This is a genomic window from Dermacoccus sp. PE3 (assembly GCF_001021715.1).
Classification (GTDB): Bacteria; Actinomycetota; Actinomycetes; order Actinomycetales; family Dermatophilaceae; genus Dermacoccus; species Dermacoccus abyssi.
Window position 1 is genome coordinate 407716 of the sequence record NZ_LDCM01000002.1, and the last position, 15955, is coordinate 423670.

At 67.2% G+C, this 15955-nt stretch carries 14 protein-coding genes and 6 tRNA genes; 17 read left to right on the top strand and 3 right to left on the bottom strand.

What is annotated here, in order from left to right:
- Positions 1–54: 54 nt before the first annotated feature.
- On the top strand, positions 55–1188 hold the full coding sequence (locus tag AA983_RS07285; RefSeq protein ID WP_047311548.1) for a PPK2 family polyphosphate kinase: 1134 nt from the start codon (positions 55–57) through the stop codon (positions 1186–1188).
- A gap of 95 nt (positions 1189–1283) precedes the next feature.
- Here the strand turns inward: AA983_RS07285 and glgX are convergent, their stop codons facing one another.
- On the bottom strand, positions 1284–3401 hold the full coding sequence (gene glgX, locus AA983_RS07290) for a glycogen debranching protein GlgX (RefSeq protein ID WP_047311549.1): 2118 nt from the start codon (positions 3399–3401) through the stop codon (positions 1284–1286).
- Positions 3402–3510: 109 nt separating this feature from the next.
- Between glgX and AA983_RS07295 the strand changes: the two genes are divergently transcribed.
- The 13 genes from AA983_RS07295 to moaA all read left to right on the top strand — a co-directional run bounded on the left by AA983_RS07295 (position 3511) and on the right by moaA (position 10072).
- Entirely contained in the window at positions 3511–4665 is a 1155-nt protein-coding gene (locus AA983_RS07295; protein ID WP_082128785.1) for a YihY/virulence factor BrkB family protein, read from the top strand.
- Between the two features lie 155 nt (positions 4666–4820).
- A tRNA-Gly gene (locus AA983_RS07300) sits at positions 4821–4893 on the top strand.
- Positions 4894–4931: 38 nt separating this feature from the next.
- A tRNA-Cys gene (locus AA983_RS07305) sits at positions 4932–5002 on the top strand.
- A gap of 1 nt (position 5003) precedes the next feature.
- Positions 5004–5078 (top strand) — tRNA-Val (locus AA983_RS07310).
- Between the two features lie 100 nt (positions 5079–5178).
- A complete protein-coding gene (locus AA983_RS07315; protein ID WP_047311550.1) occupies positions 5179–5565 on the top strand; it encodes a DUF5709 domain-containing protein in 387 nt (128 codons plus the stop codon).
- A 101-nt stretch (positions 5566–5666) separates the two neighbouring features.
- Positions 5667–5742 (top strand) — tRNA-Gly (locus AA983_RS07320).
- 11 nt (positions 5743–5753) lie between these two features.
- Positions 5754–5828, top strand: a tRNA-Val gene (locus AA983_RS07325).
- Positions 5829–5889: 61 nt separating this feature from the next.
- Positions 5890–7020: a chorismate-binding protein gene (locus tag AA983_RS07330; protein ID WP_052946973.1), complete on the top strand. Its 1131-nt coding sequence runs from the start codon at positions 5890–5892 to the stop codon at positions 7018–7020.
- Positions 7017–7859 carry an aminotransferase class IV gene (locus AA983_RS07335; protein WP_047311551.1) on the top strand — a complete coding sequence of 281 codons (843 nt, stop codon included), beginning with the start codon at positions 7017–7019 and terminating at the stop codon, positions 7857–7859. The genes AA983_RS07330 and AA983_RS07335 overlap by 4 nt, the downstream gene beginning before the upstream one ends.
- A 57-nt stretch (positions 7860–7916) precedes the next feature.
- Positions 7917–8363: a TIGR02611 family protein gene (locus AA983_RS07340; RefSeq protein WP_052946974.1), complete on the top strand. Its 447-nt coding sequence runs from the start codon at positions 7917–7919 to the stop codon at positions 8361–8363.
- A 62-nt stretch (positions 8364–8425) separates the two neighbouring features.
- Positions 8426–8502, top strand: a tRNA-Val gene (locus AA983_RS07345).
- Between the two features lie 140 nt (positions 8503–8642).
- The gene (locus AA983_RS07350; RefSeq protein ID WP_047311552.1) at positions 8643–9077 is read left to right on the top strand and encodes a molybdenum cofactor biosynthesis protein MoaE; all 435 of its coding nucleotides are present in this window, start codon (positions 8643–8645) and stop codon (positions 9075–9077) included.
- Positions 9074–10072 (top strand): GTP 3',8-cyclase MoaA, encoded by a 999-nt coding sequence (moaA, locus tag AA983_RS07355; protein WP_047311553.1) that lies wholly within the window; start codon positions 9074–9076, stop codon positions 10070–10072. Before AA983_RS07350 ends, moaA begins: the two co-directional genes overlap by 4 nt.
- Before the next feature lie 18 nt (positions 10073–10090).
- Here moaA and AA983_RS07360 read toward each other — a convergent pair whose 3' ends face one another.
- Both AA983_RS07360 and AA983_RS07365 read right to left on the bottom strand, forming a co-directional pair.
- Positions 10091–10345 carry a DUF6457 domain-containing protein gene (locus AA983_RS07360; protein WP_047311554.1) on the bottom strand — a complete coding sequence of 85 codons (255 nt, stop codon included), beginning with the start codon at positions 10343–10345 and terminating at the stop codon, positions 10091–10093.
- 128 nt (positions 10346–10473) lie between these two features.
- On the bottom strand, positions 10474–11094 hold the full coding sequence (locus tag AA983_RS07365) for a molybdenum cofactor guanylyltransferase (protein WP_047311555.1): 621 nt from the start codon (positions 11092–11094) through the stop codon (positions 10474–10476).
- A 110-nt stretch (positions 11095–11204) separates the two neighbouring features.
- Between AA983_RS07365 and argG the strand changes: the two genes are divergently transcribed.
- The 3 genes from argG (at position 11205) to thrS (ending at position 15898) form a co-directional block, all read left to right on the top strand.
- Positions 11205–12623, top strand: a complete 1419-nt coding sequence (argG, locus tag AA983_RS07370) for an argininosuccinate synthase (protein WP_047311556.1) — start codon at positions 11205–11207, stop codon at positions 12621–12623.
- Between the two features lie 133 nt (positions 12624–12756).
- Positions 12757–13782, top strand: coding sequence for a serine/threonine-protein kinase (locus AA983_RS07375; protein WP_052946975.1), 1026 nt, complete (start codon positions 12757–12759; stop codon positions 13780–13782).
- Positions 13783–13882: 100 nt separating this feature from the next.
- Positions 13883–15898 (top strand): threonine--tRNA ligase, encoded by a 2016-nt coding sequence (gene thrS / locus AA983_RS07380; RefSeq protein ID WP_047311557.1) that lies wholly within the window; start codon positions 13883–13885, stop codon positions 15896–15898.
- Positions 15899–15955 lie beyond the last annotated feature (57 nt).

A 15955-nucleotide genomic window follows, 5' to 3' on the forward strand; every position in this document is an offset into this window, starting at 1 on the left:
CGGTTGAGCGCCGAACCATAGCGCGACACGTCGCGTTCTGTGATGATGACAACCATGGGCAAGAACAAGGACAAGGCGTCCGCCGACGCCGACACGAAGTCGAAGAAGCGTGACGACGAACTGACCTCGAGCGACAAGAAGAAGGTCGCCGATCAGGCATCGGAGAAGGCCGCGAAGGCCAAGGCGAAGGCCGAAAAGGCTCCTGCCAAGAAGAAGGGCAGCGCCAAGAAGGCCTCGTCGAAGCCCGCCGCCGAAGCCGCGAAGAAGGCCAAGAAGGACGAGGCAGTCAAGGCCGCGAAGAAGGTCGGCAAGGACAAGTCGACGAAGAAGTCGAAGAAGAAGCACAAGGCGCAGCTGAGCGACTTCACCTCGGCGCTCAAGGTGACGCCCGGCTTCTCCCTGGCCGACCTCGACGCGAGCAGCACCCCCGCGTTCGACGGCGACCAGAAGAAGGCCGAGAAGCTCATGCGCAAGACCGGCGAGGAACTCGCCGACCTGCAAGAGCGTCTCTACGCCAGTGAGCGTCACCCCGACGGTCGGAGCGTCCTCCTCGTCGTTCAGGGCATGGACACCTCGGGCAAGGGCGGCATCATGCGCCACGTCATCGGCAGCATCGACCCGCAGGGCGTTGAGCTCACGTCGTTCAAGGCACCGACGAAGGAGGAGCAGGCTCACCCGTTCCTCTGGCGCATCCGCAACGCTCTGCCGAAGCCCGGCTACATCGGCGTCTTCGACCGCAGCCAGTACGAGGACGTGCTCATCGTGCGTGTCCACGACCTCGTCTCGCGCCCGGTCTGGATGCGCCGTTACGGCCAGATCAACGCGTTCGAGGAGTCGACCGTCGCCAAGAACACGACGATCATCAAAGTGATGCTCCACATCGACGCCGACGAGCAGAAGGCGCGCCTGGCCGAGCGCCTCGACAACCCGGAGAAGTTCTACAAGTTCAATCCTGGCGACCTCAAGGAACGCGCCTACTGGCCGGAGTACCAGGACGCCTACCAGGCTGTGCTCGAGCGCACGTCGACGGACATCGCGCCCTGGTTCGTCGTTCCGGCGAACAACAAGTGGTATGCGCGCCTGGCCGTGCAGCAGCTGCTTCTCGAGCACCTGCGCTCGCTCGACCTCACGTGGCCCGAGGCGACGTTCGACGTCGAGGAGCAGAAGGCCGCGCTCGCGCAGCTCTGAGGGCGGACACCGGTCAGCGCCGAAACGACGAAGGCCGTCGCCGCCCGAAGTGGACGGTGACGGCCTTCGTCATGTTCAGCTCGACGAGCGAACGCTCACTCGGCTTCGCGGGGTGCTTGCAGCACGGCCACGGTGCGCGCCGGCAGCTTCACCTTCTCGCCCTCGTTCCACTCGCTGTCCTCCTGCTCGTCGTCCTGCGAGCTCGTGATGGCGAAGTTCCAGTCCGCCTCGCGCACGACGTCGGGAATGGTGAACTCCGCTTCCTCGTGTCCGGGGTTGAAAAACATGAGGAAGTGGTCGTCGACGACCGGCTGACCCTTGGCGTCGTTCGTGTGGATGGCGTCGCCGTTGAGGTAGACCATGAGGGTGCCGGCGCCGGAGGTCCAATCCTCGTCCTGCATCTCCTCGCCGCTCGCGCGGAACCACACGATGTCCCCCCACTCGCTGCGTCCGCCGTGCTGCGCCTCACCGGCGAAGAAGCGACGACGCTGGAACGAGGGGTGCTCACGGCGCAGCGCGATGAGTTGCTTGGTGAACTCGAGCAGTGAGCTGCGGCGCTCGTCGAGATCCCAGTCGATCCAGGAGAGCTCGTTGTCCTGGCAGTAGGTGTTGTTGTTGCCGTCCTGGGTGCGGCCGAGCTCGTCCCCGTGCAGCACCATCGGCACACCCTGCGACAGGAGCAGCGTCGTGAGGTGGTTGCGGATCTGACGCTCGCGCAGCGCGAGCACGCCTTCGTCGTCTGTCTCGCCCTCGACGCCGCAGTTCCAGGACCGGTTGTGGCTCTCGCCGTCGTTGTTGTCCTCACCGTTGGCGTCGTTGTGCTTCTCGTTGTACGACACGAGGTCGCGCATGGTGAAGCCGTCGTGCGCCGTGACGAAGTTGATCGACGCGATCGGGCGGCGACCCGAGTGGGCGTACAGGTCGCTCGAACCCGTGAGGCGTGAGGCGAACTCGCCGAGTGAACCCGGTTCACCGCGCCAGTAGTCGCGCACGGTGTCGCGGTACTTGCCGTTCCACTCCGTCCACAGGGGCGGGAAGTTACCGACCTGGTAGCCGCCGTCACCGACGTCCCACGGCTCGGCGATGAGCTTGACCTGGCTGATCACCGGGTCCTGCTGGATGATGTCGAAGAACGCGCTCAGACGGTCGACCTCGTGGAACTGACGCGCAAGGGTGGCGGCGAGGTCGAAGCGGAACCCGTCGACGTGCATCTCGTTCACCCAGTAGCGCAGCGAGTCCATGATGAGCTGCAGCACGTGCGGGCTGCGCATGAGCAGCGAGTTACCCGTGCCGGTGGTGTCGAAGTAGTGCGCCTTGTTGTCGTCGACGAGGCGGTAGTACGCCTCGTTGTCGAGACCGCGGAAGCCGAGCGTCGGGCCGTTCTCGTTGCCCTCGGCGGTGTGGTTATAGACGACGTCGAGGATGACCTCGATGCCGGCCTCGTGCAGGGCCTTGACCATCGCCTTGAACTCGGTGACCTGCTGGCCGCGCGACCCCGAGGCCGAGTAGGAGTTGTGCGGCGCGAGGAAGCCGATCGTGTTGTAACCCCAGTAGTTCGTCAGGCCCTTCTCCTGCAGCGTCGTGTCCTGCACGAACTGGTGCACGGGCATGAGCTCGATGGCCGTGATGCCGAGGTCGACGAGATGGCCCACGATCGCGGGGTGACCGATGGCGGCGTACGTGCCACGAATCTCCTCGGGCACGTCCGGGTGCGTCATCGTCAGGCCCTTGACGTGGGCTTCGTAGATGACGCTCTCGTGGTACTCGTGCTGCGGCGGGTGGTCGTGACCCCAGTCGAAGTACGGGTTGATGACGACGCTCAACATCGTGTGGCCGAGCGAGTCCTCGTCGTTGCGCTTCTCCGGTGAGAGGAAGTAGTAGCTGAACAGCGACTCGTCGCCGTCGATCTGGCCGTCGATGGCCTTGGCGTAGGGATCGAGCAGCAGCTTGTTGACGTTGCAACGCTGGCCGTCCTCGGGGGAGTAGGGGCCCTCGACGCGGTAGCCGTAACGCTGACCGGGCTGAACGCCGGGCAGGTAGGCGTGCCAGACGTGGCCGTCGACCTCAGTCAGTTCGATGCGCTGCTCATTGAGATCTTCGTCGATGAGGCAGAGGTACATCTTCTCCGCGACCTCGGAGAAGATCGCGAAGTTGACGCCGGTGCCATCGAACGTGGCACCGAGGGGGTAGGGCTTGCCCGGCCAGATATCCATGGGCTTTACCTAACCACGAGCAGGGGACAACCCTCGATTCGACTACTTTCGGGTGGACGCTCGGGCGTGGCAGCACGGATTCGGGCCGTTGGGTCGCTAATTTTGCGGCGTGAGTGAGCAACCGGTCGTGGAGGAGCCCTCCCGATTCCGCACGTTCGCTCGCACCTGGGCCCGCCGTGTGCCGGGCCTCTACGCACTCATCCGCCTCGTGCTCGTCACCGTGCGCCAGTGCATGCGCTACCGCGTGACGGGTCTCGCCTCGGAGGCCGGCTTCTTCGCCCTGTTGTCGTTCCCGCCCCTCGTCTACGGGCTGCTCGGCGTCATGGGTTACGTCGGTCAGGCGCTCGGTGGGCGCACGGTCGACGAGATCACCGGCTCCATCGAGGCGTCCATGGCGAGCGTGCTGTCGGGCGAGGCATTGCAGAACGTCCTCATGCCGACCCTGCAGGACGCCCTCGACGGTGGCCGCCCCGATGTCGTCTCGATCGGGTTCCTCATCTCGCTGTGGTCCGGTTCGCGCATGGTGAACGTCATCATCGACACCGTCTCGATCATGTACGGCCAGGGTGGGGAGCGCGGCATCGTGCGGACGCGCATGCTCTCGGTCGCCCTCTATTTCTGCGCGCTGCTCGTCATGGGTGTCGTGTTGCCGCTCATCGTGCTCGGCCCGGACCTGCTCGGACGCCTCCTGCCGCCGGGCTTCCTGTTCATTCTGTCGTTGTACTGGCCGGTGGTCGGCGGTCTGACGATCGTGGCATTCGCGACGCTCTACTACATCGCCACGCCGATCCGGACGCCGTGGGTGCGCGACCTGCCCGGAGCCGCCTTCACGCTCGTCGCGTGGGTCGTCATCTCGGTCTTCCTGCGTAACTGGCTGTCGGCTTCGGTGGGCGGCATCTCGATCTACGGGCCCCTCGCCGCGACGATCATCGTGCTCATCTGGTTGTACTTCCTCGCGATCTCGGTGCTCATCGGCGCGGCCCTCAACTCGGCCGTCGCGCGCCTGTGGCCGGTTGCCTCGGCGCCCAAGGGCGTGCGTGCGCGCACGAAGGGCCTCATCGAGGAGCAGGTGGCCAAGGTCCGCTCCCGCGTCCTCGAGACGAGTGATCGCCCGTACGACCAGGAGGACCTCGACTCCCTCGGCGCGAGCCACGTGCGTCCCGAGGGGGAGCGGACCCCCGCGCGGCTCACGGCGGCCGACGGTGCCCATGACGAGGCCGCAGGCACTGAAACGCAGGACGACGCGGAGCGTCGCTCGGCCTGAGCTGCCGGTGAGTGCGGGCGGTGGACGAGTCGATCTCGTGCCCACGGCGGTGCCTACCCTGGGCCGAGTCCCCTGTGCCTGCGACAAGTTGGCGCCCGCGACAGGGATGGGTTAGAGTTTCACCTCGTTGCGACGCGCACTGCGCGAAGCTTCAGGCGGACATAGCTCAGTTGGTAGAGCGCAACCTTGCCAAGGTTGAGGTCGCCGGTTCGAGCCCGGTTGTCCGCTCTGTGTCTTCTTGGACACGTGCGAGATTTTACTCGCGTGGTGGAGTGGCCGAGAGGCGAGGCAACGGCCTGCAAAGCCGTCTACACGGGTTCAAATCCCGTCTCCACCTCGGGCGATTGGCGCAGCGGTAGCGCGCTTCCTTGACACGGAAGAGGTCACTGGTTCAAACCCAGTATCGCCCACCAGTTCGATGACGATCCCCGTAGCCCTTCCGCTGCGGGGATCGTTCGCGTTTCGGTCCGGCTCCCACGTCGATTCGCCGGAGCCGCCTGTCATGATGGCCCCATGACTAACCACGAAGACGAAGGCACCCTGAGCGAATTCGCCGACCAGGCTTCGGCGGCGGACGACATGAGCGGCCGCGAGTACGAAGAGGCCCTCGACGCCGGCATCACGGCCCCTGAGAAGCAGCCCCGCTGGGCCGACCACGGCGGCACCGAGACCCTCGACGAGCGCCTGGCCGAGGAAACGCCGGACGTCGACCCCGACTCCGCGTACGGCAACCCCGACGGTGTCTCGGAGGAGGTGGACGCACGCGAGGCCGGTCGTCTCGTCGCCCCGGACGAGGGCGAACGAGAGGACGAGGAGAAGGACCTCGTCGCGTCCGACGAGGGTTACGCCGGCGGTGACGAGAGCGCCGAGGAGTCGGCGATCCACGTCGTCGAGGAGTGAGCGAAGCCGCCTGAGCGCTGCGCACATCCGCGATTTGGTGAACGATCGATGAACCGGGTAACGTTCTCGTCGTTGCCGAGACCGCGAGGTCGAGGAAACAGGCGGACATAGCTCAGTTGGTAGAGCGCAACCTTGCCAAGGTTGAGGTCGCCGGTTCGAGCCCGGTTGTCCGCTCCAATCCCGTTCTCGGGCGATTGGCGCAGCGGTAGCGCGCTTCCTTGACACGGAAGAGGTCACTGGTTCAAACCCAGTATCGCCCACCACCTCGAAACACCCCCGGCCGAGCGCCGGGGGTGTTTTCGTATGTTCTAGCCTTGCGGCGTGATGGACGGTATCGAGCAGGCGCACGGCGAACGCGCCCGGTTCCGCACGGTGAGTGCGTGGGGTGTGGAGTCCGTCCACGACGACCTCGCCGTGCTGGACGAGCCGGCGTTTCATGCGCTCGTCGTCACCTTCGAGGGCCGGGTCACGGCGGCGCGGTTGCGTCACGTCGTCCACCACGAAGATCGCGCGTGGGCAGGGGCTCTCGAGGCGCGACTGGGAAGCGATGAGCCCGATCACCAGGCATCGACGGTGGCGCAAGGCGCCTGGAGCACGAGCCTCGACCGCGGGGCATACGAACGCGGCGTCGCTGCGATCCGGGACGACATCGCACGGGGTCGCGTTTACCAGGTCAATCTCTGCCGTGTTCTCGAGCGGGACGGCGCAGACGGTGCCGAACGCGACGATCTCGATCGCCTCTTCGCAGACCTCCTCGTCGATAATCCGGCGCCCTACGCGTGCCGCATCGACGTCGAGGGGCACGTCGACATCGCAAGCGCCTCGCCCGAGCTCTTCCTGGCGCGTGAGGGGAGCGCGCTGACGTCGGCACCGATCAAGGGCACCGCCTCGACGCTCGAGCGCATGCTGGCGAAGGACGCCACGGAGAACATCATGATCACCGACCTCGTGCGCAACGATCTGCAGCGCGTCTGTCGGCCGGGAACGGTCAGCGTCGACGGTCTGCTCGAGGCCCAGCACCACCCGGGGCTCGTTCATCTCGTGTCGACCGTGCGTGGGCAGATGCGCGACGGTGTCCGCTGGCCCGAGGTCTTCGACGCCACCTTCCCGCCAGGGTCGGTCTCGGGCGCTCCGAAGAGCAGTGCGCTGGACGTCATCGCCGAACTGGAGACCGCCCCGCGCGGCCCCTACTGCGGCGCGATCGGGTGGGTTGACGGCACAACCGGGCAGGCTGAACTCGCCGTCGCAATCCGGACGTTTTGGCGCGAGAACGGTCGCGAAATACACCGAAACGAATCGGCCTCCGGGCCGATAGTCTCTGGTGGAGTGTCGTTCGGTGCGGGTGCGGGAATCACCTGGGATTCCGACCCCGGCACCGAGTGGCACGAGACCGAACTTAAGGCACGTCGACTGTTGGGCATCGCTGATGGCCGACACACTGGGAGGAATGCATGAGCGTCCGAATCTGGGTCGAAGGTCGACGCGTTGACGACGGTGCCGCCATCTCGCCGATCGATCACGGCGTGACGGTCGGGGACGGCGTCTTCGAGACCGCCAAGGTGGAGAACGGCCGTGTCTTCGCGCTGGAGATGCACCACGACCGCATGGACCGCTCGCTCGCCGGCCTGGGGCTGCCCAAGCTCGACCGAGCCAAGGTCGACGACGGCATCGCCGCCGTGCTCGAAGGTGACCAGATCGATTTCGGGCGTCTGCGCTACACGGTGACGGGCGGCGTCGGGCCGCTCGGTTCCGACCGCGGCGATGCCCCGCCGACCCACATCGTCACCGCTTCCGCCGTACCGCGCCCGGCGCCGACGACCAAGGTCGCGACCGTGCGTTGGACGCGAAACGAGAACTCGGCGGTCGCCGGACTCAAGACGACCTCGTACGCAGAGAACGTCGTCGCACTGGCCGCCGCGAAGCAGAACGGTGGCAGCGAGGCGATCTTCGCGAACACCCTCGGGAACCTGTGTGAGGGCACGGGCTCCAACATTTTCGTCGTGCTGGGGGAGCGCGTCGTCACGCCGCCGCTCGAGGACGGCCCCCTCGCAGGCATCACCCGTGACCTCGCCATCCGCTGGGGCCGTGAGGCCGGCATCGAGATCGTCGAGAAGCCGCTGAGCTTCGATGTCCTCACGGAATGCGATGAGGCGTTCCTCACGTCCTCGACGCGAAACGTGCAGGGGATTCACGCCATCAACGAACGGCAGTTGAGCGAGGAGGGCACGCCGGGCCGCGTCACCGCACGACTTGCCGAGGTGTTCTCCGAGCGTCAGGACGAGCTCCTCGCCTGACACGCTGTTCACCCGTCAAGGTGCACGAAGGCGCTGCGCCTCGTAGGCTTCCTTGCCATGCACGAGGAGCAGGCACACGGGGCGACGCCCGTCGACGGAGGCGATCGCGATCGCTGGGAGTGGCGACGACGCATCCGCGCCAACCCGCGAAGCGCGCAGATCTACCGGATGGCGGTGGCCATCTTCGGTCTCATCGTCGTCCTCATCGGCATCATCCTGCTGCCGTTCCCGGGGCCCGGCTGGGTCATCATCTTCATCGGGCTGGGTATCTGGGCGAGTGAGTTCGAGTGGGCCCAGAACCTGCTCAAGTGGGTGCGTGGCACCGTCGAGGCCTGGTGGGACTGGCTCGAAGAGAAGGGCTGGTGGGCCAAGGCCATCGCGGGCCTGCTGACGTTCGCGCTCGTCCTGGCCATCTTCTGGGCGATGTTCGCCGTGTCCGGCGTGCCGGGTTGGTTCCCGGACTTCGCCAAGGACCTCCTCGCGAAGGTGCCCGGCCTGGGCTGAGCGGCCCGTGGCCGGTTTGGTGTCGGGCAGGAGTTCGACTAATGTTTCCCGCGCACCACCTCGGATGTATAGCTCAGTTGGTTAGAGCGTTCGCTTCACACGCGAGAGGTCAGGGGTTCGAGTCCCTTTACATCCACCATAGATAACGCGGAATCCTTCGGGTTCCGCGTTTTTGGTACCCATCGCTTACCCAGGTGTGGGCCACCGGGCGTTGAACTGGCTGGGATAGCCTGACGCAATGCGTTGTCACCGTTCGAGCATCTTTGGCGGCGGGCGCTGATGCCGGTCCTCATCGCCGACGTCGTCGACGCGCCGCTCGATCTGCAGGCCCACCTAGACGCCGTAGAGGACGCCCGTCAGGGAGCCACCGCGAGCTTCGTCGGAGCGGTCCGCAACCACGACCCGCAGATCGACGGTGAGGTCACGCACCTCGACTACTCGGCCCACCCCAGCGCCAGCGAGACGATGGCGCACATCGCGTCCGACGTAGCCGCGCGGCTCGACCCTGACGGTGTCGCCCGCATCGCCGTCACGCACCGGGTCGGACGCCTCGGCGTCGGGGACATCGCGATCGTCGCAGCGGTGTCGTCACCGCACCGGGCCCTGGCGTTCGCGCTGTGCAACGAACTCGTCGAAGAGGTGAAGCGCTCCCTGCCGATCTGGAAGCACCAGTACAACACCGACGGCGACGACGTCTGGTCGGGCCTGACATGACCCACGGGCTGGTCGATTCCTTCGGACGCGTCCACCGCGACCTGCGCATCTCGCTCACGGACAAGTGCAACCTGCGCTGCACCTACTGCATGCCGGCGGACGGTGTGCCGCTCGCACCGAAACCGACGCTGCTCACCCTCGAGGAGATGCTCACCATCGCGCGCGTTGCGGTGGAGGCCGGCATCGCCGAGATCCGGCTCACCGGGGGAGAGCCGCTTCTGCGCCCCGACATCGTCGCCATCGTCGAAGGTCTCGCGGCACTCGAGGGGCCGGAGGGGCACCCCGAGATCTCGATGACGACGAACGGCATCGGCCTTGCCCGTCTCGCGGAACCGCTTCGGGAAGCGGGACTTGCGCGGCTCAACGTCAGCCTCGACACCCTCGACCCGGAGCGCTTCAAGACGATGACCCGTCGGGGCCGCTTTGACGACGTCATGGCCGGTCTCGACGCCGCCCGCGCTACCGGTTTCGAGCCGATCAAGGTCAACACCGTGCTGCTGCGCAGTGAGAACGACGACGAAGCGAACGACCTGCTCGAGTGGGCGATCCGTGAAGGCTACGAACTGCGCTTCATCGAGCAGATGCCGCTCGACGGCGGGCACATCTGGTCGCGGACCGAGATGATCACGGGCGCCGAGATCCTCGATGCCCTGCGCGCGCACCACACGCTCACGGAGGTGCCTGGCCGCGGTGCCGCACCGGCCGAACTGTTCGAGGTCGACGGCGGACCCGCCCGCGTCGGCGTCGTCGCGAGCGTCACCATGCCGTTCTGCGGGGCGTGCGACCGCCTGCGCCTCACCTCCGACGGCCAGCTGCGCTCGTGCCTGTTCTCGCGCACGGAGACGAACCTGCGCGACATCCTGCGCTCCGGCGCGAGCGACGACGACATCACCGCGAAGATCCACGAGTGCCTCGCAAGCAAGCTGCCCGGACACGGCATCAACGAGCCAGGCTTCCTGCAGCCGCCACGCCCGATGAGTGCCATCGGCGGCTGAGTCGATCAGCGCACGACGTCAGTCGGTGAGCGGAACCCGGTCCGCGATTTCGCGCTGAGCCGCGGCGTCCACGGGCTCGCCCCGCTCGAGGCGTCGCCCGACGGCGATGCCGAGGAGGTAGCTCGAGACCGGCGCCAGTGGCCGCGTCACCTCGTGCGAGACGTTCTTCGACAGCTCGTGGACGAGATCGATGTCGATATCTGCCGGGTCGAGGTCCAGCGCGGTGCAGGCCTTCTCGACCCAGCGGGTCCACTGCTCGGGGTGGGTGCTCATGGGTCACCATGATGTCAGCGCACTGTCGTCATCCCGGTGGGCAGACTTCGACGCGGTTGGGCCGAGGCCGAGTCGGCCCAAGCGCAGGAGAGTCGGCCCAAGCGACCGCCGCGACATCGGGACGGGAGTCAGGCCGGCCGCTGCGGGTCGAGGTGTTCGGTCCAGGCGGCGTGGTCGGCCCACGTGTCGACGTCGTGCCACTCTCTGCCGGCCGGGGGCACGCGGACGAGGTCGAGCCCGGCGAACAGCGTACGCATCGAGAGGTTCGTCGCGGCGGAAGCGTCGACGGCGACCCGAACCGAGGCTGTCCGGTAGAGCCCGAGCATCCACTGCGCGCGCCCGTCGGCGTCGGTGAGGACGAACCCGTCAACATCAGCGACGGCACCAGCGGCGCTGGCGTTGAGCAGGCGACGCACCGCGTCGCCAGCCCCCGGCACGTCGCAGCCAAGGAGCAGTGTCCAGGAGGCCGGGTCGGTAATCGATGTCAGGCCTCGGGCGAACCCGGCTGCGGGGCCCGATCCGGCCGGTTCCTCCTGGGTGAGGACCGCGCGTGAGGGGAGTGGCGCCGAGGTTCGACCGACGACGACGAGCGTCCGCGCGCCCCGAGCAGCGTTCAGCGAGGCGTCGACGAGTGGGTGCCCTCCGAGGTCGAGAGCGGCCTTGTCGACGCCGCCGAGACGCGAACCGCGGCCGCCGACGAGGACGACCGCGTCGAAGCTCGTTCCGGCCTGTCCCGCAGCGGTATCCATGCCCCCATCATGCCCGCAAGCGCCGGCGCCCCCGATAGTCTGGAACGCGCGAATGAGTAGGTATGCGATCGTTTTGCATAACTAGTCATTGGGCCGATAGAGTCGGCGGCATGTCCAAGGTTCTGACTTCACTGCCGACCGGCGAGCGCGTCGGCATCGCGTTCTCCGGTGGCCTCGACACGTCCGTCGCTGTGGCGTGGATGCGCGACAAGGGCGCCGTTCCCTGCACCTACACGGCCGACCTCGGCCAGTACGACGAGGACGACATCGAGGGCATCCCCGGCCGCGCCGGGCAGTACGGTGCCGAGCTCTCGCGTCTCGTCGACTGCAAGAAGGCCCTCGTCGAGGAGGGTCTTGCCGCCATCGCGTGCGGTGCCTTCCACATCCGCTCGGGCGGTCGCACCTACTTCAACACGACGCCGCTGGGCCGCGCCGTGACGGGCACGCTCCTCGTGCGCGCCATGCAGGAGGACGGTGTCTCCATCTGGGGTGACGGCTCCACCTTCAAGGGCAACGACATCGAGCGTTTCTACCGCTACGGTCTGCTCGCGAACCCGGGGCTGCGCATCTACAAGCCGTGGCTGGACGCCGACTTCGTCACCGAGCTCGGTGGCCGTCAGGAGATGTCCGAGTGGCTCACCGAGCACGGTCTGCCCTACCGCGACTCGGCCGAGAAGGCCTACTCCACGGACGCCAACATCCTCGGCGCCACGCATGAGGCCAAGACCCTCGAGCACCTCGACGAGTCGATGGAGATCGTCTCGCCGATCATGGGTGTGGCCCACTGGGATCCGTCCGTCGAGATCGAGACCGAGGACGTCACCGTTCGCTTCGAACGCGGCCTGCCCGTCGCCATCAACGGCGACGACTTCGGCGGCGACGTCGTCGCGCTGTTCCAGGAAGCCAACGCCGTCGGTGGTCGTCACGGCCTCGGTATGAGCGACCAGATCGAGAACCGCATCATCGAGGCCAAGTCGCGCGGCATCTACGAAGCCCCCGGTATGGCGCTCATCTTCACGGCCTTCGAGCGACTGCTCAACGCCGTGCACAACGAGGACACCATCGCTGCGTACCACAACGACGGTCGTCGCCTCGGCCGCCTGCTCTACGAAGGTCGTTGGTTCGACCCGCAGTCGCTCATGATCCGCGAGGGTCTGCTGCGCTGGGTCGCCACCGCCGTCACCGGTGAGGTGACGCTGCGCCTGCGTCGCGGTGAGGACTACTCCATCGTCAACACCGTCGGCGAGAACTTCAGCTACCACCCGGAGAAGCTGTCGATGGAGCGCACCGAGAACGCGGCGTTCGGTCCCGTCGACCGCATCGGTCAGCTCACGATGCGCAACCTCGACATCGCCGACACCCGCGAGAAGCTCGAGTTCTACGCCGCCTCGGGCGGCCTGGGCCGCGCGCAGACCGACCTCGTCGGCCAACTCGAGCCGGGCGGCGCGAAGCAGATCGCGTCCAACCCCAACGCGGACGCCGAGGCGATCGCCCTCGACGAAGCGGCGATGGAGTTCGGAACCGACTGACCCGCGAACGAGTCGAAGCGAACGCCGGGTCACCCGCAAGTAGGGGGTGACCCGGCGTTCGGCGCGTACACGCGAGGCGAAGCAGGACGAGACCGTAAGGTTGGCCTCGCCGCGAGAAAGGGGAGGTGTCCGCGTGCAACACCTAGGACCGTACGAACTGCTCGACGTCATCGGGCAGGGCGGCATGGGGCGTGTCTGGCGGGCCCGCGACACGCGCTACGACCGTGTCGTCGCGCTCAAGGTGATTGCCGACCAGGAGGCCGACGAGGCCGACTACCTCAAGCTCTTCCGCCGCGAGGCCGACCTCGTGGGGCGTATGAACTCGCCGCACATCGTGCCGATCCACAACTACGGCGAGATCGACGACCAGGCCTACCTCGACATGCGTTACGTCGACGGGCACTCCCTCTCGGGCGTCGTGCGGCAGTTCGGGCCGGCATCGCTCGGTACGGCCATCGAGATCGTCGAGCAGGCTGCCTCGGCCCTCGACGACGCGCACGCCGCGGGCGTCGTCCACCGCGACGTGAAGCCCGCCAACCTCCTCGTCGACCGCAAGGGATTCGTCTACCTCGCCGACTTCGGCATCGCCGTCGTCGACCGGCACAAGGTAGCCGCCGGTTCCCAAATTCTCGGGTCGTGGGCCTACATGGCGCCCGAGCGCTTCACCGCATCATCCGAGGACGGGCCCGCGGTGGACGTCTACGCCCTCGGCTGCGTCCTCTACTACGCGCTCACGGGTGAACCGCCCTTCGCGGGGCGGGAACTGGAGGAGCTGCGCCAGGCCCACCGCCACGCGAAGGCCCCGTCGCTCGTCGGACGCGTCGACGGGGTGACGCCGCGCGTGGACGCCGCTATTCGGTGGGCGCTGCGCAAGGACCCTGCCGAGCGTCCGCCGTCGGCGGGCGAATGGATCGCCGCTATCAAGAAGGAACGCCGTCGTGCTGCGGCCGGCGGCTCCGGACGCCCCGCACCGGCGCCGTCGCGACCCAGTGCCCCGCCGCGCGCGCATCAGGCGTCCCCTGCACGTGTCGCCAGCGCCAGACCGGCGCCGCGTCCCGCGCCGAGCGGCGGTGGCATGTCGACGTTCCTCGTCGCGGTCCTCGTCGTCCTGGTCCTCGTGGCGAGCGGCCTCGCCGCCGTCATCGTCAACAGCCTCTGATCGCGCGGCAAACCGGCTCGCCCGGCACTTCGGGGAGCCGGTAACCTTGCATCGGGTCGGCGCAGGTGCGCCACCATCCCGACTTCCAAGGAGACCTCCCGTGTCCGAACAGATCACCCTGACCGTCGCCGGTGCCCAGCGCGAGGTGGAGGCCGGGACGACGGGCACGGACCTGTTCGGCGACGACAAGGCCGTCCTCGTCATGCGGGTCGACGGCGACCTGTGGGATCTGCACCGCGAGGTGCCGGCCAGCGCCGTCGTCGAGCCCGTCACGGCACAGGAGCCCGAGGGCCTCGCCGTGCTGCGTCACTCTGCCGCACACGTGCTCGCCCAGGCCGTGCAGCAGGCCAACCCCGACGCCAAGCTCGGCATCGGTCCGCCCATCACCGACGGGTTCTACTACGACTTCGACGTCGCCGAGGCGTTCACCCCCGACGACCTCAAGAAGCTCGAGAAGGCGATGCTCAAGATCGTCAACGAGGGCCAGACCTTCCGTCGTCGCGTCATCACCGACGCCGAGGGCCTCGAGGAGCTCAAGGACGAGCCGTACAAGTGCGAGCTCATCGGTCTCAAGGGCAACGCGGCCGATGCTGCCGAGGGCGCCGAGGCCGAGGTCGGCGGCGGCGAACTGACGATCTACGACAACGTGCGTCGTGACGGCAGCGTCGCCTGGGGCGATCTGTGCCGCGGCCCGCACGTGCCGTCGACGAAGGTGCTCGGCAACGCGTTCAAGCTGATGCGTTCAGCTGCGGCCTACTGGCGCGGCAGCGAGAAGAACCCGCAGCTGCAGCGCGTCTACGGCACCGCGTGGCCCACGAAGGACGAGCTCAAGGCCTACCTCGAGCGCCTCGCCGAGGCCGAGAAGCGCGACCACCGCAAGCTCGGCGCGGAGATGGATCTGTTCAGCTTCCCCGAGAACATCGGCCCCGGCCTGCCCGTGTTCCACCCCAAGGGCGGCATCATCAAGCGCGAGATGGAGGACTACGTCCGCCGTCGCCACATCGAAGAGGGCTTCAGCTACGTCGGCACGCCGCACGTGTCGAAGGAAGACCTCTTCTACACCTCGGGTCACCTGCCCTACTACGCCGACGGCATGTTCCCGCCGCTGGACCTCGACGGGCAGAAGTACCGCCTCAAGGCGATGAACTGCCCGATGCACAACGAGATCTTCCGTTCGCGCGGACGCTCCTACCGCGAGCTGCCGCTGCGCTTCTTCGAGTTCGGCACGGTCTACCGCGACGAGAAGTCCGGCGTTCTCTCGGGCCTCACGCGCGTGCGCATGATCACCCAGGACGACTCCCACTCCTACGTGACGCCGGAGCAGGCGCCGGGCGAGATCAAGCACCTGCTCGACTTCATCCTCGGGCTGCTGCGTGACTTCGGGCTGAACGACTTCTACCTCGAGCTGTCGACGCGTGACGAGGCCGGCGACAAGAAGGACAAGTTCATCGGCACCGACGAGCAGTGGGAGGTCGCGACGCAGGTGCTCGCCGACGTCGCGAACGCCTCGGGCCTCGAGCTCGTGCCCGACCCGGGCGGCGCAGCCTTCTACGGCCCGAAGATCTCCGTGCAGGCACGTGACGCCATCGGCCGTACGTGGCAGATGTCGACGATCCAGTACGACTTCAACATGCCCGAGCGCTTCGGCCTCGAGTTCCAGGCTCAGGACGGCACGCGTCAGCAGCCGGTCATGATCCACTCGGCGAAGTTCGGTTCGATCGAGCGCTTCCTTGGTGTGCTCCTCGAGCACTACGCGGGGCAGTTCCCGGCGTGGCTCGCACCGGTTCAGGTGCTCGGGGTTCCGGTCGCGGAGGAGTACTACGACTACCTCGGCGAGGTGGGTGAGAAGCTGCGTCGGGCCGGCGTACGCGTCGAGATCGACACGAGCGACGACCGCTTCCCGAAGAAGATCCGCAACGCCTCGAAGTCGAAAGCGCCGTTCATCCTCATCGCCGGCGAGGAGGACCGCGACAACGGAGCCGTGAGCTTCCGTTACCGCGACGGCTCGCAGAAGAACGGCGTGCCGGTCGACGAGGCCGTGGCCGAGATCGCCGCGTACATCGCCTCGCGCAACAACACGTCGCCCACGGCGGCCGAGGCACCTGCCGAGGCCTGATCCACATACGACGAAGCCGCCGCCCCGATTTGGGGTGGCGGCTTCGTCGTAGTCTCC